General features: G+C 57.7%; 16 protein-coding genes. 11 read left to right on the forward strand and 5 right to left on the reverse strand.

Annotated elements, in window-relative coordinates; all coding sequences use genetic code 11:
- Positions 1-142 precede the first annotated feature (142 nt).
- From porX to EPD60_RS10060, 5 genes are all read left to right on the forward strand, one after another.
- Complete coding sequence (gene porX / locus EPD60_RS10040; protein WP_131449319.1) at positions 143-1,699, forward strand: T9SS response regulator signal transducer PorX; 1,557 nt, start codon at positions 143-145, stop codon at positions 1,697-1,699.
- Positions 1,700-1,742: 43 nt separating this feature from the next.
- Complete coding sequence (locus tag EPD60_RS10045; protein ID WP_243647803.1) at positions 1,743-2,105, forward strand: hypothetical protein; 363 nt, start codon at positions 1,743-1,745, stop codon at positions 2,103-2,105.
- 136 nt (positions 2,106-2,241) lie between these two features.
- On the forward strand, positions 2,242-3,018 hold the full coding sequence (locus EPD60_RS10050) for an MBL fold metallo-hydrolase (protein WP_131449320.1): 777 nt from the start codon (positions 2,242-2,244) through the stop codon (positions 3,016-3,018).
- A 170-nt stretch (positions 3,019-3,188) separates the two neighbouring features.
- Positions 3,189-4,328: an acyl-CoA dehydrogenase family protein gene (locus tag EPD60_RS10055; protein WP_131449321.1), complete on the forward strand. Its 1,140-nt coding sequence runs from the start codon at positions 3,189-3,191 to the stop codon at positions 4,326-4,328.
- Positions 4,329-4,410: 82 nt separating this feature from the next.
- Positions 4,411-5,661, forward strand: coding sequence for a hypothetical protein (locus tag EPD60_RS10060; protein ID WP_131449322.1), 1,251 nt, complete (start codon positions 4,411-4,413; stop codon positions 5,659-5,661).
- A 55-nt stretch (positions 5,662-5,716) separates the two neighbouring features.
- Here EPD60_RS10060 and EPD60_RS10065 read toward each other — a convergent pair whose 3' ends face one another.
- Positions 5,717-7,528, reverse strand: a complete 1,812-nt coding sequence (locus tag EPD60_RS10065) for an ABC transporter ATP-binding protein (protein WP_131449323.1) — start codon at positions 7,526-7,528, stop codon at positions 5,717-5,719.
- Between the two features lie 162 nt (positions 7,529-7,690).
- On the opposite strand from EPD60_RS10065, the gene rbfA reads away from it, so the two are divergent.
- A complete protein-coding gene (rbfA, locus tag EPD60_RS10070) occupies positions 7,691-8,128 on the forward strand; it encodes a 30S ribosome-binding factor RbfA (protein ID WP_131449324.1) in 438 nt (145 codons plus the stop codon).
- A 79-nt stretch (positions 8,129-8,207) separates the two neighbouring features.
- On the forward strand, positions 8,208-9,431 hold the full coding sequence (locus tag EPD60_RS10075) for an FtsX-like permease family protein (protein WP_131449325.1): 1,224 nt from the start codon (positions 8,208-8,210) through the stop codon (positions 9,429-9,431).
- A gap of 208 nt (positions 9,432-9,639) precedes the next feature.
- On the opposite strand, the gene EPD60_RS10080 is transcribed toward EPD60_RS10075, so the two are convergent.
- Positions 9,640-10,476 (reverse strand): transketolase, encoded by an 837-nt coding sequence (locus EPD60_RS10080; RefSeq protein ID WP_131449326.1) that lies wholly within the window; start codon positions 10,474-10,476, stop codon positions 9,640-9,642.
- Positions 10,477-10,745: 269 nt separating this feature from the next.
- Between EPD60_RS10080 and EPD60_RS10085 the strand changes: the two genes are divergently transcribed.
- Positions 10,746-11,888 carry a glycosyltransferase family 4 protein gene (locus tag EPD60_RS10085; protein WP_131449327.1) on the forward strand — a complete coding sequence of 381 codons (1,143 nt, stop codon included), beginning with the start codon at positions 10,746-10,748 and terminating at the stop codon, positions 11,886-11,888.
- A gap of 140 nt (positions 11,889-12,028) precedes the next feature.
- Positions 12,029-12,592, forward strand: a complete 564-nt coding sequence (frr, locus tag EPD60_RS10090) for a ribosome recycling factor (RefSeq protein ID WP_131449328.1) — start codon at positions 12,029-12,031, stop codon at positions 12,590-12,592.
- Positions 12,593-12,709: 117 nt separating this feature from the next.
- Here frr and EPD60_RS10095 read toward each other — a convergent pair whose 3' ends face one another.
- Complete coding sequence (locus tag EPD60_RS10095; protein WP_131449329.1) at positions 12,710-13,582, reverse strand: DMT family transporter; 873 nt, start codon at positions 13,580-13,582, stop codon at positions 12,710-12,712.
- A gap of 144 nt (positions 13,583-13,726) precedes the next feature.
- Here EPD60_RS10095 and EPD60_RS10100 point away from each other — a divergent pair, with 144 nt between their 5' ends.
- Together EPD60_RS10100 and EPD60_RS10105 are read left to right on the forward strand one after the other, a co-directional pair.
- Positions 13,727-14,518 (forward strand): segregation and condensation protein A, encoded by a 792-nt coding sequence (locus EPD60_RS10100; protein ID WP_131449330.1) that lies wholly within the window; start codon positions 13,727-13,729, stop codon positions 14,516-14,518.
- A 628-nt stretch (positions 14,519-15,146) separates the two neighbouring features.
- Positions 15,147-16,643 carry a VWA domain-containing protein gene (locus EPD60_RS10105; RefSeq protein WP_165871498.1) on the forward strand — a complete coding sequence of 499 codons (1,497 nt, stop codon included), beginning with the start codon at positions 15,147-15,149 and terminating at the stop codon, positions 16,641-16,643.
- Positions 16,644-16,794: 151 nt separating this feature from the next.
- On the opposite strand, the gene dxs is transcribed toward EPD60_RS10105, so the two are convergent.
- Together dxs and EPD60_RS10115 are read right to left on the reverse strand one after the other, a co-directional pair.
- Positions 16,795-18,723 (reverse strand): 1-deoxy-D-xylulose-5-phosphate synthase, encoded by a 1,929-nt coding sequence (gene dxs / locus EPD60_RS10110; protein WP_131449332.1) that lies wholly within the window; start codon positions 18,721-18,723, stop codon positions 16,795-16,797.
- Between the two features lie 115 nt (positions 18,724-18,838).
- Positions 18,839-19,675 (reverse strand): hypothetical protein, encoded by an 837-nt coding sequence (locus tag EPD60_RS10115; protein ID WP_131449333.1) that lies wholly within the window; start codon positions 19,673-19,675, stop codon positions 18,839-18,841.
- Positions 19,676-19,831 lie beyond the last annotated feature (156 nt).

Here is a 19,831-nt window from a genome sequence, read left to right on the forward strand (position 1 = left end):
CTACATTTGGAGAGACAAGGATAATATTCAATATACAATGCTCAATGTTCAAATTTCAGGTGGGCCTCCCTTGTGCCTTGTATATTGAACATTGAATATTGAGCATTTTTTTCCGGTGCAGCCGGTTTTTAGGAGTAGCATTATGGCAGTAGCAAAGATACTTTGGGTAGACGACGAGATCGAGAGCCTGCAATCGCAGAAGAAGTTTCTCGAGAACAAGGGTTATGACGTGCAGACGCTCACCAACGGCTTCGACGCGATCGACTATATCAAGGAGCACCCCGTGGACGTGGTGCTGATGGACGAAACGATGCCGGGCCTCACCGGCCTCGAAACCCTGGCCAAGATCAAAGAGTACAACGACCAGATACCGGTGGTGCTGATCACCAAGAACGAGACCGAGAACCTGATGGACGAAGCCATCGGCTCGCAGATCTCCGACTACCTGATCAAGCCCGTGAATCCCAACCAGGTGTGGCTGTCGCTCAAAAAGATCATCGACAACCGCCGCCTCGTGGCCGAGAAGACCACCACGGCCTACCAGCAGCAGTTCCGCAACCTCTTTATGGCCCTCAACTCCAACCCTGACTTCAATGAGTGGATGGGCATTTATAAGGAGCTGGTACGCTGGGAGCTGAGCCTGCAGCAAAGCGATTCGCCGGAGATGCAGGAAGTGCTCCAGAGCCAGAAAAGCGAGGCAAACACTGAATTCTTCAAATTCATCTCCCGTAATTATACGGACTGGCTGTCGCCCAAAGCCAAGGAGCGGCCCGTGATGAGCCACACGTTGCTTAAGGACAAGGTATTCCCGCAGCTGCAGAAGGGCACGCCGCTCTTCTTCCTGCTGATCGACAACCTGCGCTTCGACCAGTGGCGCGCCATCCAGCCCATTTTCGCCGAGAGCTTCCGCATCCTCGAAGAAGACACGTTTTACAGCATCCTGCCCACGGCCACGCACTACGCGCGCAACGCCATCTTCGCCGGCTCGCTGCCCATCGATATCGAGCGCAAATTCCCGCAGCAGTGGAAGAACGACGACGAAGAGGGCGGCAAGAACATGAGCGAGGAGGAGTTTCTCCGCGCCAACCTCAAGGCGGCCGGCAAGGGCGATCTCAAGGTGTCGTATACCAAGGTGCTCAACAACCAGGCGGGCCTCGAGCTCGTGGCCAACGTGCACAACCTGCTGCACAACGACCTCAACGTGATCGTGTACAATTTCGTGGACATGCTCTCCCATGCCCGCACCGAGATGGAGGTGCTCAAGGAACTCGCGGGCGATGAGCAGAGCTACCGCTCCGTAACGGTATCGTGGTTCACGCACTCGCCGCTTTACCAGGCGCTCAAGAAGATCGCCGACAAGGGCATCCGCATCGTGCTGGCCACCGACCACGGCTCGGTGCGTGTAAAGACCCCCGTGAAGGTGATCGGCGACAAGCAAACCACCACTAACCTGCGCTACAAGCACGGACGCAACCTCAATTACGATCCGAAGGAGGTGCTGGCCTTCCGCGACCCGAAAGAGGGCGGGCTGCCTTCACCCACGATCAACTCGAGCTACATCTTTGCCGGCGAGGACACCTTCCTGTGTTACCCCAACAACTACAACCACTACGTTAATTATTACCGCAACACCTTCCAGCACGGCGGCGTTAGCCTCGAGGAGATGATCGTGCCGGTCATTCAAATGGTGTCGAAATAGATCTCAGATCCGAGATCTCGGATCTGAGGTCTAAATTTGCCGCATGAAGTACACGCAGAATACCCTCGATAAGATCGAAGGCATTGCCGAAGAGTCGGGCTATATCGTGCGCTATGAGCGCGGGTCTTTCCAAAGCGGCTTCTGTATCCTGGAAGACAGGAAAGTGGTGGTGCTCAACAAGTTCCTGCCGCTTGAGGGCCGCATCAACACCATGGTCGACCTCATTCCGCAGTTGAAGGTGGATGTTGACACGCTGACTCCCGAAAGCAAGAAGTGGTTTGCCGAGATCATGGGCCGCTACCGTGCCGCGCAGCAGGAAGAAATGGATTTTAAAGCAGAGGCCCCAGGTAGCGAAAACACCCCGGCTGCAGAAGAAAAAGAAGGTTCGGAACCGCAAAGTGAATAAGAAAAGAAGTGGATACGCGAAGTTTTTACGCAAATGGTCCCGGCATACCGGGACCATTTCAATTACATCTTAGCATAACGCTTTTTCAACTTCTTTTCTTCGAGGTTCCGACCCTTCTTTAACTTAATTTGCCTTCATGTCGGCACCGAAGCTCTCCTTCACTTTCCTCGGAACCGGTACCTCTTCCGGGGTGCCGATGATCGCCTGCGGCTGCGCCGTGTGCACCTCGCCCGACGCGAAAGACAAGCGCCTGCGCAGCGCCCTGCTGGTGGAGTCGGATACCACCACGCTGGTGGTGGACACGGGCCCCGACTTCCGCTACCAGGCCCTCCGCGCCGGTATGCGCCGCCTCGACGCGGTTGTGTTCACGCATCCCCACAAAGACCATATTGCCGGCCTCGACGACGTGCGGGCTTTTAACTACTTCCAGGGTACGGCCATGCCGATCTACGCCAACGAAATGACCCAGGAAGCGCTCGTGCGCGAGTTTGCCTACGCTTTTGCCGATCATAAATACCCGGGCGTGCCCAACCTCGAGCTGCGCAGCATCGGCGCCGAACCCTTTACGGTGGGCGACATCCCGGTGCTGCCCGTGGAAGTATGGCACCTGCGGATGCCGGTGCTGGGCTTCCGCTTCGGCAGTTTCACCTATATCACCGACGCCAACCGCATCGAACCGGAAGAAAAGGAAAAGATCCGCGGCTCCGAAGTGCTGGTGGTAAACGCGCTCCGCCACGAGAAGCACATCTCGCACTACAACCTTGAAGAAGCCATTACGCTGGTGCGCGAGCTCGGCATTCCCAAGGCCTATTTCACCCACATCTCCCACCAGCTAGGACGGCACGAAGACGTCGAAAAAGAGCTGCCCGAAGGCATTCACCTGGCTTATGACGGACTTTCAATAGTGTGCTAGTTTGCTAAAATTTAGAAAAAGGGTGAGGTAAACTTCGCGGTCTTAATTAAAGGCGACGGGGATATGTTCAAACGTAGGCTTTGCGGTAGGTAACAGGCATTCGCACACCAGCAAACTAGCACATTAGCACATTCTCCTCCTATCTTCGCGCCGCACATAACGATTGCTATATGAATTTTACTACGTCCGAGATTACCCAGCAGGTGGCGCAGACCGCCCGCGACTTTGCGCTTCAGAATATTAAGGCCCGCGTGATGGAGTGGGACGAAAGCCAGGAGTTTCCGGTTGAGATTTTCAAGCAGCTCGGCCAGCTGGGCATGATGGGCGTGCTGGTGCCCGAGCAGTACGGCGGCGCCGGGCTCTCCTATTTCGAATACAAGGCTGTGATCGAGGAAATTGCCAAGGTGGACGGTTCCATCGGCCTGTCGGTGGCGGCGCACAACTCGCTCTGCACCGGTCATATCCTGTATTTTGGCAACGAAGAGCAGAAGCAGAAATACCTGCCTAAGCTCGCCACCGCCGAGTGGATCGGTGCCTGGGGGCTTACCGAGCCCAACACCGGCTCGGACGCGGGCAATATGAAAACGACCGCCGTGCGCGACGGCGACAACTGGATCCTCAACGGCACCAAGAACTGGATCACCCATGGCAAGAGCGGCGACGTGGCCGTAGTGATCTGCCGCACCGGCGAGCCCCGCGCAAAGAACAACGCTACCGCCTTCGTGGTGGAGCGTGGCACCGCGGGCTTCAGCGGCGGCAAGAAAGAAAACAAGCTGGGCATGCGCGCCTCCGAAACAGCCGAAATGATCTTTGAGAACTGCGTCATCCCCGACGCCAACCGCCTCGGCGAAATAGGCGACGGTTTCAAGCAGGCGATGAAGGTGCTCGACGGCGGCCGTATCTCAATCGCGGCCCTTTCCCTGGGCATCGCCAAAGGTGCCTACGAGGCGGCCCTTCAATATTCGCAGGAGCGCCACCAGTTCGACAAGCCCATCTCGTCCTTCCAGGGCATCGCCTTCAAGCTGGCCGATATGGCCACGGAGATCGCAGCGTCGGAGCTGCTGATCCTGCAGGCCTGCGACCTGAAGGAGCGGGGCCTTCCCATGACCAAGCAATCGGCCATGGCCAAATACTACGCCTCCGAAGTAGCGGTTAAGGTTGCCAACGATGCCGTGCAGGTATTCGGCGGCTACGGCTATACCAAAGACTTTCCCGTGGAAAAGCATTACCGCGACGCCAAGCTCTGTACCATCGGTGAAGGCACGAGCGAGATTCAAAAGCTGGTGATCTCCCGCGAAGTGTTGAAATAACGGCGCCCGTAATAATACGATAAGAAAAAGCCCGCTTATGTGGGCTTTTTTCTTTTTGTTTGCGGTAACAAAAAACTAACTGATGTTGAGAACAATCATCACCAGCCTGGCGCTGGTAACGACCCTGGCTGCAGGGGCGCAGCAAAGTCGCTATATTGCTGCCAAAGTACAGACTGCTTCCGGTACGCTGACCGGGTTTATTAAAAGTCCGCAAACGGAATCGACGCCGCAGGCCTTTCCCTTCGCCACCGAAAAGAGCGGCAGCTTCCGCAATATTACCGTGGTTGATGCGTCGCGTATCGAGCTGGAAGACGGAACAGTTTATGAGCGTCATAATATTGATGTGCCCGTGCTGGCCATCGGCGAGCTGGACCGCACTAAAGCCGACTATAAGCGGGAAATTTATCGTACGGGACTGGTCTTTACCGAAAAGCTCGTGAACGGGCCGGTGTCCTTGTACCGGTATGAAGACGAGAATGCGGCGCCCCATTTCTTTTTTACCGAAAGCAGCGACGCCGGGCTTTCCCTGCTTCCCTATGAGCCCTATGTGGACAGCACCGGCAGCATCCGCGGCACTACCGATTTCCAGAACCTGCTGGGGCGCCTCGCCGTCACCTCGGGCTGCGGCGACGCAATCGCCAGCGAGATGCGGTACGTTAAATACGAGTCGCGCGCCCTCATCCGGATCGTGCAGCATATCAACGATTGCCGCGGCGCCGGCAGCAGCACGATCGTCGGCTCAAAAAATAAGAAGGGCCTGGTAGTCCGCTTTGGTCCCCAGGTGTCGGCAAGCTCTGTCTCGAACAATTCAACACGGGTTTACTTCGGGCAGGAGGCCAACGGTAAGTCCACCGGCTCGGGCTTTGGGGCTGGTGCTTTTGCAGACCTGTCTCCCAGCAAGATTAATGCACCGCTGGTGGTAAGCATCGGCTTGTCATATGCCAGCATACAGCACGAGGGGAAGTATGAAATGCCGTACGCGGCCTATTACCGTTCCGTGCAGACCATAACCGAAAAGGTAAAGTATTCCGTTTTTGTTATCGACCCGAGCGTTCGGCGGATGCTGGGCTCGGGCAGGCTGCGTCCTTTCCTCGAGTTGGGTGCCGCGGCGCGCTTCCGGATCGCCTACGAAGCGACGTCAACGATTTACGACAGCAATCATGAAGGAAACAGTTTTACCAGCAACACGCCGCTGTCATCCTTGGGCGCGGAGCTGCACGCCGGCGCCGGGCTGCAGGCCGAGCGCGGCTCGCTGCATCTTTCCTATGGCCGCACGCTGGTTAGCAACGCCTTCACCAGCTTCAACGTCATGGTGCGGTTCCGCGTATTCTGATAAGAAGTAAATCCCACCGAAAAAAAAAGACCCTCGCATAACGGAGGGTCTTTTTTTATTTCAGTTCCTGCATCTGTACCAGCCGGTGATAATAGCCGCCTTTTGCCATGAGCTCGTCGTGGTTGCCGCGCTCTACGATGCGGCCTTTCTGCAGCACGATGATCTCGTCGGCATGACGGATGGTGCTGAGACGGTGGGCGATGACGATGGAGGTGCGGTGCTGCATCATGTTGTTGATGGCGTCCTGCACGAGGCGCTCGCTTTCGGTGTCGAGTGCCGAGGTGGCCTCGTCGAGGATCAGGATGGGCGGGTTCTTCACGATGGCGCGCGCGATGGTGAGGCGCTGGCGCTCGCCGCCCGAAAGCTTGGTGCCGCGGTCGCCGATATTGGTGTCGAAGCGCTGCTCCTTCGTGCTGATATAATTGTAGGCATTGGCAATGAGCGCGGCCGATTCGATCTCGGCTTCGGTGGCGTCCTGCTTGCCCATGCGGATATTGTTGCCGATGGTGTCGTTGAACAGGATGGGCTCCTGCGTTACAATCGAGATCTGATTGCGCACCGAGTGCAGCTGGTAGTCGCGGATATTGACGCCATCGATCAGCAGCTCGCCCTCGCCCACGTCGTGAAAGCGGGGCACGAGGTCGGCCAGGGTGCTCTTGCCCGCGCCCGAAGAGCCTACGAGGGCAACGGTCTGTCCCTTTTTGATTTTCAGGTTGATGTCCTGCAGGATCGGCTTGTCATCGTAATAAAAGCCTACGTTGCGCAGCTCGATGGAGTCGCGGAACTCTTCGAGTATGCGGCCGTTGGGGTTGTCGTCGACGGTGTTGGGCGTTTGCAGCACTTCCTCGATGCGGCCGATGGCGGCCTGTCCTTTCTGCATATTGGAGAAGGAGGTGGAAAGCGCTTTTGCCGGGTTGATGATATTGTAAAATAGGCCGAGGTAGCCGATAAAGGCTTCTGCCGGCAGCGAGATGCCGCCGGAAAGCACGAGGCGGCCGCCGAAATAAAGGATGCAGCAGAATACCACCACGCCGAGGAATTCGGAGGTGGGAGAGGCGAGGTCGCGGCGGCGCGTCACCTTGTTCTTGATGTGCAGCAGGTCGCTGTCGATACCGCGGAAGCGCGCCCGCATGAGCCCTTCGAGGTTAAAGGCCTTCAGAACACGCAGGCCCGTGAGCGTTTCATCAAGCACCGACACCGAGTCGGCAGCGCGCTGCGCCACTTCGCCCGAGATGGTCTTGAGCTTGCGGGTGATCCGCCCGATGATGAGACCCACCACCGGGAGAAAGAGCAGTACAAATACGGTGAGCTGCCAGCTGATGAGCATCAGCGTGGTGAAGTTGATGAGGATGGTGATGGGGTCGCGCACCCAGCCTTCGAGCGCGCCGATGAGGGAGCCTTCCACCTCGCCGATGTCGTTGGTGATCCGGCTCATGAGGTCGCCCTTGCGCTTTTCGGTGAAATAGCCGATCGGCAGGTGCAGGATCTTGTCGTAAAGGTCGCCGCGCAGCTGGTTGACGATCCGGTTTTTGAGCGGGTTGAGCACGTAGTTGGCCATTACCAGGAAGACGTTCTTGAGGAGGATGGCCACGATGATAAAGGCGCAGATAAAAGCCAGCGCTCTTTCCGGACCCTGGCTTTCGATGATGTTGCGGGCGGCGCCTTGCAGGGACTCGAGCACGGGGCTGCTGCTCGGTGCGGCCTGGGCGGCCTCACTTCCCTTACGGAAGATGAGGTTGAAAAAGGGGATCAGCATCCCGATCGACACGATCGAAAAGCCGACGGAAAGGATGGTGCAGAGCGTATAGAGGAAGATATCCTTTTTATAGTGGCTCAGGTAGCGGAAGATGCGGGCGTATTTCTTCATGAGTGGCGCGGTGGCGAAGCGGCAAAGGTAGGAAAACGTGAGCCGTCAGCCGTGAGGTGTGAACCCTATGCCCCGGAACAGCCCCCCGATCGCTTTGCTTTCGGTTGACGGTTGACGGCTCACGGTTCACGAACCCGTATTTTTGCTCCAAACACAGACGCTATGCAGGAAGGAAAACGACAGAAGCAGGTAGCCGGGCTGATCCAGGAAGAGGTCAATGACATTTTCCGCCGGCTCGGGATGAGTATGATGGACGGGGGCATGGTGTCCGTGTCGTCGGTAAAGGTGACCCCCGACCTGCTGGAGGCGCGCATTTACCTGAGCCTCTTCCAGGTGTCCGACCAGAAGGCGACGCTGAAAAAGATCGCCGAGCGCGAATGGGAGATCAAGCGCGAGCTGGCCACCCGCGTGGGCAGGCAGCTGCGCCGGATGCCCGAACTCCGCTTCTTCCTCGACGATACCCTCGACTACGTGTTCAAGATGGAAAACATCTTTGACCAGATCAAGAAGGATGATGAGGAGCTGAATGAAGAGAAGAAGGAGCAGGGAACAAAGAACAAGGAACAGGGAACGGAGAACGGGGAGGGAAATAACGAATAACGCATATCGAAAAACGAATATCGCCCCTGCGGCGCGTTTGATCCGATATCCGATATTCTCTAATCGATATTCGATATTCATGAACTTCCTCTTCGCCTGGCGCTATTTCAAGGCTAAAAAGTCCACCAACGCCATCAACATCATTTCGTGGATCTCCATCGTGGCCATCATGGTGGGGGCGGCGGCGCTCATCCTGGTGCTGAGCGTCTTCAATGGTTTTGAAGACCTGGTGAAGTCCTTATACTCCTCGTTTTACCCCGATATGCGCATCGGGCCGGCGGCCGGCAAGCACCTCGTGCTCAGCGAGGCCCAGTTGGCGCGGATCCGCTCGGTGAAAGGGGTAACGGCCACCGCCGCCGTGCTGGAAGAAAAAGCCCTGCTGCAGAACGGTGACTACCAGTCGATCATCACCCTCAAAGGGGTGGACGACAACTACCGCAAGGTGTCGGGTGTGGGGCAGCATATGCTTCGCGGCGAATTCGACCTCGGCACACCCGACGCGCCCCTGCTGGTGCTGGGCGCCGGCGTGGAAAACGCGGTGGGCGTGCAGAGCGACCGCAACCTGGCGCCCCTGCTGGTGCACCTGCCCCGCCGCACCGCCGCCGACGTCAGCAACCCGCTGAGCGCCATCAGCGCCGACACCATCAATACCGCCGGCGCATTTCTCATCCAGCAGGATTTCGACAACAAATATGTGCTTACCCGCCTCTCGTTCATGCAACAGATGATGGAGCTGCCATCGGGTCAGTTCAGCGCGCTCGAGATCGCCCTGGCGCCCGGCGCCGACCCCCCCGAAGTGCAGGAGGCGCTGGAGGCAGTTCTCGGCGCGGGCTACAAAGTGCAGACCCGCTACGAGCAGAACGCCTCGCTTTATGCCGTGATGCGGGCCGAAAAGTGGGTCATCTACGCGATCCTGTCGCTTATCCTGGTGGTGGCGGCTTTCAATATGATCGGGTCGCTGACGATGCTGGTGCTGGAGAAAAAGAAAGATATCCAGGTGCTCCACGCCCTCGGCGCCGACAGCCGTCGCATCCAGGGCATCTTTATGAGCGAAGGGGTGCTGCTGGCCGTTATCGGTGGTGGCACGGGTATCCTGCTGGCCCTCGGGCTTGCGCTGGCGCAACTCAAATACAAGTTCATCCCGCTTACCGGCGGCTCCTTCCTCATCGACTACTTCCCCGTAAAGCTGAACCCCTGGGATTTTGCCCTGGTAACGGCCACCATCTTCGTCATTGCGCTCATTGCTTCCTGGATCCCGGCACGCAAGGCGGCAAGGCAGCAGTTTTTGATAAGGGAAGAATAGGAATAACGAATATCGAATAAAGAATAAAGAATATCGGGCAAGGAACTCCGAAGCCTGAAGGGACGGAGCGTCATACGCAACAATCAATGTTCAATATTGACCATTGCGTATCAAATACAGATAACTGATTATTTAATAGTAAAGCCCTCGTCAAAGACGAGGGCTTTACTATTTCGGAATTCATTATTCCTTGTTCGATATTCGCTATTCAATAGTCTCCCAGCGTTTCCTGCAGCTGGCCAAGCGCCTTTTCAAGCTGCTCGTTGCTTGGTGCCACGCCGTGCCAGTTGTGATCGTTTTCCATAAAGTCCACGCCTTTACCCATAATGGTGTGCATGATAATGGCGATCGGTTTGCCCTTACCCACCATCGATTTCGCTTCGTTGAGGGTGTGCACGACTTCGTCCATATCGTTGCCGTTCATTTCCATGGTATACCACCCGAAGGCGTCGAACTTCTGGCGAATATTGCCGAGGTCGTTCACCTTGTGCGTGGGGCCGTCGATCTGCTGGCCGTTCCAGTCGATGGTGACGATGAGGTTGTCGACATTGTGATTGGGAGCGAACATGATCGCCTCCCAGTTCTGGCCTTCCTGCAGCTCGCCGTCGCCGTGGAGGGAGTAGACGATATGCTGGTCGTTGTTGAGTTTTTTGGCGAGGGCGGCGCCGATGGCTACGCTCATGCCCTGGCCGAGGGAGCCGGAGGCGATGCGGACGCCGGGCAATCCCTCATGGGTGGTGGGGTGGCCCTGGAGGCGCGAGTCGAGCTTGCGGAAGGTGCCCAGCTCGGATATGGGGAAGTAGCCCGAGCGTGCCAGCACCGAGTAGAAAACCGGCGAGATGTGACCGTTAGAGAGCACGAACACGTCCTGCTCGATGGCATTCATGTCGAAGTTTTCCGGGTTGTGCTTCATGATATCGAAGTACAAGGCGGTCATGAAGTCGGCGCAGCCGAGGGATCCGCCCGGGTGGCCACTGTTAACGCCGTGTACCTGGCGGAGGATGTCGCGGCGGACCTGGCTAGCGATTTCGGTTAGGGCTGGCATAAGTTTTTAGTTGACATTTAACCTTTTGGATCGATTATTGTTAAAATCCGGAGGTGCAAAAGTGCACCTTTTTGATTTCCCGGAATGTCGCAGTCAGCATTTTTTTGCTAGGTGAAACCACTTAAAAGCCGTCTTTGCTATGGCGAATTTCATTAATATGGTTAATTTAGCGCCCTGAATTGAGCGCTGGATCCAATACCTGTGGGAAGCGTTTTTTAAGTGATAGCTGGACCCCTGAAAACAGTTTGTAAACCCAACCACACACTCTCATGCTCAATGTGCTATTGACGGCCTCCATCGCTTTCATCCTTACGTTTTGGGCGATTCCTGCCATTATCCGCATCGCGGAGCTGAAAAAACTGTACGATATCCCGGACGAGCGCAAGCTGCATAAGAAACCCATCGCCTCCCTCGGCGGCGTCGGCATCTTCATCGGCTTTTTTCTTGCCGCACTCTTCACCGTTAACCTGAAGGCTAACCCTGAGCTGCAGTACTTTTTCCCGGCAGCAACGGTGATCTTCTTCCTTGGGGTCAAGGATGACATCCTCATCCTGAGCGCTACCAAAAAGTTCATCGGCCAGTTGCTGGCCGCCGCCATCCTGATCCATCTCTGCGGGGTGCGGATCAGCAGCATGCACGGGCTTTTCGGACTCTGGGAGCTGCCCGAGGCTTTTAGCCTGGCCCTGAGCTACCTCACCTTTATTGTAATAATCAATGCGTTCAACCTGATCGACGGGGTAGACGGGCTTGCCGCTACGCTGAGCCTGCTTACGATGTCGGTGTTCGGCGCCTACTTTACCGTGGCCGGGATGGAAGGCTACGCAGCACTGTCTTTTGCCATGGCCGGCGCGCTGATGGCCTTTCTCATCTTCAACTACAACCCCGCCAAGATTTTCATGGGCGACTCGGGCTCTCTCATGCTCGGACTTGTGAATTCAACGCTGGTGATCAAGTTTATCACCGTGGCCGATACACCCGGTGCCGCCTATGCGCTGCCCTCCGCCGTAGCCATTGGCTTCGCCATCCTGGTGGTACCACTAACGGATACCCTCCGCGTATTTGCCATCCGCATCCTCAACGGCCGCTCGCCGTTCTCGCCCGACCGCAACCACATCCACCACCTTCTGCTCGACCGCGGGCTCGGTCATAAATATGTGACCTTTACCTGCCTGCTGGTGAATATCGGCTTTATCACGGTCGCCTATTTCGCCCGCAACCTCGGCCCGAACTACCTGGCCCTGCTGATCCTTTCCATCGCTTTCAGCATTGTCGGCTTTCTCATCTACACCCGCCGCAGCCCCGTGGCCAGGATCATCAAGGATACGCTGCCGGTTTCCATTGCCGAGCCCCAGGGGCACCTGGTGACCAAGGTGGTGCCGATCTCGCCGGAGCAGGCAGTAGCGGAAAACTAGAAAATATCAAATAGCGCATAACGAATATCGGCGAGCCTCTCGGAAACGGGAGGCTCGCTTTTTTGAAACCCGATATTCGATATTCCTTGTTCGATATTCGATATTCATGTTAGTTTTGCCCCACTAAATCAGCCTATTATATGTCAGAAGAAGTGATGCTCGCCCTGGAAGGCTCTGAAGAATCGATGCAAAAGGCCATCGGCCACCTTGAAACCGAACTGGGCAAGATCCGCGCCGGCAAGGCCAACCCGATGATCCTCGACGGCATCATGGTCGACTACTATGGTGCGCCGACACCGCTCAACCAGGTGGGTAACGTGGCCGTGGCCGATGCCCGCACCCTCACCATCCAGCCCTGGGAGCGCAACATGCTGCAGCCCATCGAGCGGGCCATCATCAACTCCAATATTGGTCTGAACCCCCAGAACGACGGTAACATCATCCGTCTCTTCCTGCCGCCGCTCACCGAAGAGCGCCGCCGCGAACTCGTAAAGCGCTGCCAGGGTGAAGGCGAGCACTGCCGTGTGGCCATCCGCAACATCCGCCGCGACGCCATCGAGACGATCAAGAAAGCCCAGAAGAACGGCCTCTCCGAAGACGCCGCCAAAGATTTCGAAGCCGAGGCCCAGGAAATGACCAACAAGTATATCGCCCTGGTGGAAAAGCACCTCGAGGCGAAGGAGAAGGAGATCATGGTGGTGTAGATTGCTTTATCCCGGATCTCAGGATCTTGGATTTGAATGTAAAACGGCCGGAAGCAAAGCTTCCGGCCGTTTTTATTCCACGCGTCATCCAGATCCGAGATCCTGAGCTCCGAGATGCTAAGATTTCTTATTCACGAGGTACACCCCGCCCAGGATCACCCCGAGACAACCCACCTGCACCCATGTGATCGCTTCGCCGTCGAGGAGGCCCCAGAGGATTGCCACAACCGGGATGGCATAGGTAACCAGGGAGGCGAACAGGGGACCGGAGCGTTTGATAAGGAGGTAGAAAAGGGCAGTGGCTATGGCCGAGCCCACCACGCCCAGGAGCGCCGAGGCGCCGATGGCGGTGCGGGCTCCGCTGTCGTAGCGGAGAATGGAGAATACGTCCTGCTGCACGGCCACAATCGCGGCCGGAACCGCCACCATGGTCAGCGATACCGTTGCCATCTGCACCGCGTTGAGCCCGCGGAGATAGCGGTTCACCAGGTTGACGTTGATGCCGTAGAAAAGCGTCGCCAGCAGCACCAGCGCGGCAAAGCCGAAGTTGGCGGCATTGAAGCCGCTGTATAGGCTCAGGAGCAGGAGGCCGATAAAGCCAACGAGCACACCGGCCACTTTCATCCGCTCGAGCTTCATGCCGAAAAAGAGCGCGCCCACCACGATCACGAAAAGCGGTGTGAGCGAGTTGAGGATGCCCTCCAGCGAGGAGTCGATCTTATCGATAGCAGCCGCAAAACAAAAGGCCGGCAGCAGGTTGCCGAGCAGTCCGGAGACGAAGATCAGGGGCAGCCTGGCCCGCGGGATATGCCGGAAATGGAACAGGGCGAAAGGCGCGAATACGAGGCCAGCCGACAGGATACGGATCGACCCGATCTGCATGCCGTTCAGCTGCGTGCGCCCGATCTTCATCAGGATGAACGACGAGCCCCAGATGAGGGCAAGCAGCACGAAAAGACTCCAGTTGATCCATTTGTCGCGGGCGGTCATGGGCTGCAAAAGTGCGGCAAGGCAGATTATCAAAGCGTCTGAAGCCAAAATAAACCCGCTCCCGCGCCCTCCGTATGCTAAAAAAGAATAACGTATCTTTACGGGCTCCCGGGGCAGCTTCGCCGCGGGATTTTTGTTACCACCATGGCCCTTCACAACAGCAACTACCAGATCAAGCTTCCCCAGTTCGAAGGCCCCTTCGACCTGCTGCTCTTCTTCATCGAGCGCGACGAGCTGGATATCTACAATATTCCCATCAACAACATCATCAAGGACTTCCTTACCTATATCCATTCGCAGGAGGAACTCAACATCGAGCTGTCGAGCGAGTTCATCCTTTTTGTGTCGACGCTGATGCGGATCAAGGCCAAGATGCTCATCCCGCGCAAGGAAATCGACGCCCAGGGCAACGAGATCGACCCGCGCCAGGAGCTGGTAGACAAGATCCTTGAATACAAAAAGTACAAGGAGGCCGCCGCGGAGCTGGCCCTGCAGGAGGCCGAGCGCCTGCTGCTGGTGAAGCGCGGCAACATCCAGCGCGAGCTTGCCGCCATCGGTGAGGAAGCATCCGAAGGCACCGAGGTGCAGACCATCACGCTCTTCAAGCTGATGAAAGCTTTCGAAAAGGTGATGCAGCGCCTCCACGAGAAAAACAACAAGCCGGTGCACACCGTGGTTCCGTATAACTACAGTATGGAGCACACCAAAACCGACATGATCTCCTTTGCCCAAAGCCGGCGCACCCTAACCTTCGAAAGCATTTTCGAGCGTGCGGAAAACCGGGTGCATGCCATCTTCCTGTTTCTTTCGATGCTGGAGCTGGCGCAGCAACGGTTTCTGCGCATCGTTATCGGCGACGGCCGCAATAACTTCCTCGTGGAATACAACGAATCCGAAGAGGGGCTCACGGACGAAGAGCATATGCACCTGCTGTAGGAAATCTTACGATGTCTGATCTCCGATGTCTGATTCAGGCCGCGAAGCGAAATAAGAAATCGAACAAAATTCGAGATCGGCAAGCAAATCGGACATCAGACATCGGAGATCGAAAAATCTATTCGTAGATCCATAGCAATATGGGTCTTTTTTCTGCCCGGATATAGCGTGCCGCGGTGTCGAGAAAGCGGTAGTGTCGTCGCCGGGCGGGTAACCGGAACGGGCATCCGCGCCCGGTTGCCGTACAAGGCCGCGGCACTGCCGCCGGCCAGGATCAGGAAAACAGGAAGCAGCCGGAACCTAACGCAGGGAGGCAAACACCCGGGATAATCCATAGGCTTTCCACCCTTGTGCGCCGCTGTTCATCACCCGCAATACTGTTCTGGAACGTTCAACGTAAGGAAGCAACGTTCAAAGCCAGTCCTGAACGTTGCAGTCCCCGTTCCGAATGAGCAAAAGGGCACCTGTTGCGTTCAAAACGCCGATTGGAACGTTCAAAGCCCGCTATGAAGGATCAAATCGTGAAAACGAACGTTCCCGGCTTGCCCGGAAGAGCGGGCGCGGCGCGTTTTCTGCATGCAAACAGGATGGAATAAGTATCTTACTTCTCCAATCCTATGCGCCACTTATGCGATTCATCCTCTTCCTCCTGCTGATCGTGCTTCCGGCCGCGGTGCTCCGGGCCCAGTGGGGCGGGCAGCGCGAGGGCCTCGGCCCCGCCGTCAACAACGCCGCGGCGCAAACGGCACCCCTCTTCAGCCTCGGCGGCGATACCCTCTTCTTCAGCGAAGGCAACGGCCCCTACACCGAGATCCGCTTCAGCACCCGGAGTGCAGGTGGCGGGTGGACGGCTAGTGAAAAGCATGGACTGCTCAACCCGCCCGCCGCCGGCAACAAAACCGTTTTTGCCCAGCTTTGCGAAGGGCAGTTCCTGGTCAACGGGCACTTCCGGCACATGGGGCGCCGCCTCTACCAAAGCAACGGTCTCGCCTTCACCTATACCACCGGCGATCCTGAATACGTGTCGCTGCCCTTCTCTGGCGCCGATACGATGAACAACAGCCGCTTTGCAAAGGCTTTCCTCTTTCGCCCGGCAAAGCTGCTTTTCCTCAGCCTGCAGCGCGGCGGCCAGCTCGATCTTTTTGTTTGCAGCCCGCTCAACCCCAACGAAGATGACTGGGGTCGCCTGCAATGGGACAGCCCGCAAAAGCTTTCCATCAATACGCCCTTCCAGGAGTCGGCGCCCTGGCTGTCGCCGGATGGGGCAACGCTTTATTTTGTTTCCGACCGCCCCGGCGGTTTGGGTGGTTATGATGTCTGGAGCAGCACGCGCAGCGGCCCGGGCTGGACGGAATGGAGTGTACCCAAAAACCTCGGGGCGCCCGTGAACAGCAAAGGCCAGGAAAGCGACTTCCGGATCGATCCCTGGACGGGCGCCGCCATCTTTGTTTCGGATGAAGGCACGGTGGGCGCTACCGACATTTTCCGCGTGCAGCCCGCGGCCGAATTGCCCGCCACCCCGGTGCAGGCCGCCTACCGCGATTCGCTGCCCCCGGCGGGCTTCGACAGCGCGCACTACAAGCCGAGCAACATTGTATTTCTACTGGACCTCTCCAACTCCATGAAGCAGCAGCGGCGGATGGCCCTGCTCAAAACCGCGATGAAGTCGCTGGTGCAGGCCTTGCGCCCGGTTGATAAGGTGTCGCTCTACCGCTTCGGCGACCACATTGCGCGCCTTTACGAGACGTCCGCGCAGAGCGACAACCGCCGCCTGCTGCGGATCGTGGATTCGCTGCGCTCGCAGGGCGAGGCCACCAATGGCTCCGCGGCCATCGGCGAAGGCTACCGCGAGGCTTTACGAAAACTCCTCCCCGGCGGCAACAACCAGGTGTTTCTCGTCACCGACGGCGACTTCCCGGTGTTCCCCGATATCGAAAAAATGATTCTCAGCACGCTCAACGTGCAGCTTACGGTGGTGATGATCGATGAAAGCCCCGAAGGGCAGCGCCTGCTGCAGAAGTTCCGGCGCTACCCGAATGTGCAGATCGTGACGCTCAACGACGTTACGCGCGATGCGGATGCGTTGCTGCGGAATATGCAGGGGAATGCAAGGAGGACGCGCTAGCGTCATTGCGAGCGAAGCGAAGCAAACTCCCGAACCTGAGTACTGTATCTAACGTGAAAGCCTCTCGCCCGTTCAGGACAAGAGGCTTTGTAATTTCTATTACCCTGCGTAACGCCGGAGTTTGCTTCGCTTCGCTCGCAATGACTCGTGGCTACGCCACGATCGCATTCACGCTGATCTTACACAGGTCCCGTACCGCCTCGGCAATCGCTGCCGCGTCATAGCCGCACTCTTTGTGCAGCTCTTTCAGGGTGCCGTGCTCCACGATGCGGTCGGGGATACCGAGGATGCGTACGTCGTTCTTGTAGCCGTGCTGCTGCATGAACTCGAGCACCGCCGATCCGAAGCCGCCGACCACCGTACCGTCTTCTACCGTTATGATCTTACCGTAGGTGGAGAGGGCTTCGTGCAGCAGCGCTTCATCAATGGGCTTGGCGAAGCGCATATCGTAGTGAGCGGGCGTGAGGCCTTCGGCCAGCAGCTCGCGGATGGCGGCCGCGGCAAAATTGCCGGGATGACCGAAGGAAAGGATGGCCACGTCTTTGCCGCTGCGCAGGCGGCGGCCCTTGCCGATTGTGATTTCTTCAAAAGGCTTACGCCATTCGGGCATCACGCCCTCGCCGCGCGGGTAGCGGATAACGAAGGGCAGCTCCGTGCTTTCAAGCTGCGCGGTGTACATCAGGTTGCGCAGCTCCTGCTCGTTCATCGGCGCGGAGATGATCATATTCGGAATACAGCGGAAGTAGGGGATGTCATAGGCGCCGTGGTGGGTGGGACCGTCTTCGCCAACGAGTCCGGCGCGGTCGAGGCAGAATACCACGGGCAGCTTCTGGATGGCCACGTCGTGCACCACCTGGTCGAAGGCGCGCTGCATGAAGGAGGAGTAGATATTGCAATACACCCGCAGCCCCTGTGTGGCCATGCCGGCCGAAAGGGTCACGGCGTGCTGCTCGCAGATGCCCACGTCGAAGGCGCGGTCGGGCATCTTTTCCATCATGAACTTGAGCGAGGAGCCCGAAGGCATCGCCGGCGTGATGCCGATGATCTTGTTGTTGGCTTCGGCCAGCTCGATGATGGAATGACCGAACACGTCCTGGTATTTGGGCGGCTGCGGGATGTCGAATTTCTTCTTGTAGATCTCACCGGTGATCTTGTCGAACAGACCCGGAGCGTGCCACTTGGTCTGGTCTTTCTCAGCCAGCGCATAGCCCTTACCCTTCACGGTGATGATATGCAGGAGCTTGGGCCCGGGAATCTGGCGCAGGTCTTTGAGCGTATCAACGAGCTTGGTGATGTTGTGCCCGTCGATGGGGCCGAAGTAGCGCAGGTGAAGCGACTCAAACAGGTTGGAGCTCCGGTTGACCATGCCTTTCACCGAGGTTTCAAGCTTGGAGGCCATGTCGCGGGTGAACCGCTTGCCTACGGGCAGCTTGCCCAGCAGGTTCCAGACCTCGTCGCGCACCTTGTTGTAGGCGGGTGAGGTGGAGATATCGGTAAGGTATTCCTTGAGCGCGCCCACGTTGGGGTCGATGCTCATGCAGTTGTCGTTGAGGATGATGAGCACGTCGGAGTCGGCCACGCCGGCGTGGTTCATGGCTTCGAAGGCCATGCCCGCGGTCATGGAGCCGTCGCCGATCACCGCCACCGACTTGCGGTCGGTCTCTCCCTTGATCTTGGCGGCCATGGCCATGCCGAGCGCCGCCGAGATGGAGGTGGAGGAGTGGCCCACGCCAAAGGTGTCGTACTCGCTTTCACTCCGCTTCGGAAAGCCGGAGAGTCCTTTGTACTTGCGGTTGGAGATGAAGTTGTCGCGGCGGCCGGTGAGGATCTTGTGGCCATAGGCCTGGTGCCCCACGTCCCATACCAGTTGGTCGTAAGGTGTGTTGTATATGTAGTGCAGGGCCACCGACAGCTCCACCACGCCGAGCGAGGCGGCAAAGTGACCGCCGTGTACGCTCACCACGTCGATGATATACTGGCGCAGCTCCGCGCACACCTGGTGCAATTGCTCCTTGCCTAATTTCTTAAGGTCGTCGGGGTTGTTGATCTGCTGTAACAAGGTGCCGGGTGTGATCTGCATGTGAGCGGGTTTATCGGCGCCGCCGGCCGGGCGGAGCTTCCTGCAAAAATAGCCGAAAGCGCCGCACGGGCAGCGCTTTTCGTAAGCTTAACAAATGTACTGAGAAAGGGTTGGCCTATCGGGGGCGCATGAATTTGAAGCCGGCCTGCACTTCCCAGTCGTAGGGCTGCACCGGCGGGTGGTATCCGCGGCCTTCCACCTTGTATTTTTCGCCGCCGATGGCACCGTTGATCCCGCCTTTGAAGAACAGGAAGGTGCTTCGCCAGCCGTCCTTGCTTTGGCCGATGCGCAAGTCGAGGCCGAGGCCCGCCTGGTAGCCCACGCGGGAGGAGCGCGCCGTGAGCTCGAGCGGTGTCCGGGCGCTTTCGATGAGCAGGTTGGGCTTGGTCAGGTCTTCGAAGTTGTACCGGATCCACGAAATGCGCCAGCCGAGGCCCGCGTAGGGATAGAGCGCCACCTTGTCGCTGCGGAGCAGGTCGTAGCCGATGTCGAGGCGCAGCAGGTCGCCGCCGCCGATGGTGTATTTCTCGCTTTCTTTTTTGGAGCGCGAGCCGAAGTTGGCCAGGAGCGTGAAGTCGGTGAGCACCTGCCCGCTGCGCGCATTCCAGCCGAAGCCGATGAGGGCGCTGTATTCGTTCAGCGCCGGGAAGCCGCTGGTGGTGAGGGCGGTGTTGATGGTGGAAACGTCCGAGTGAATCACCCCGCTGAAGATCGATCCGCCGCTGTAGCGGCGCTGCCGCACCGACGCATTGCGGGCGGAGTCGCGCAGGGCCCGGTATTCATCGGTATTGTACAGGGAGTCGGTCTTTTGGCGCCAGTAATTGCGCAGCACGGGGTTCGACTGCACCGAGCGGTCGTTCATCGGGTCGTAGGGGCGCTTTTGCGCGGAGGCAGTAATGGTGCCGAGGGCAAGCAGGCTGAACAGCAGGACGGCTTTGGTTTTGCGATACATGGAGTCAGTTCGTTTGCGCGAAAATGAGAAAAAGTGCTGAGAACCCGCGCTTTTGATGGTTCACGGTTAACCTTTATAACCTAAGTGACACAGTTTAGCTGACACTACCATAATAAAGGCCCGGCAATGCCGGGCCTTTCTCTTTGAGCGTATCTC

The sequence above is a fragment of the Flaviaestuariibacter flavus genome, from assembly GCF_004337505.1.
Taxonomy (GTDB): domain Bacteria; phylum Bacteroidota; class Bacteroidia; order Chitinophagales; family Chitinophagaceae; genus Flavisolibacter; species Flavisolibacter flavus.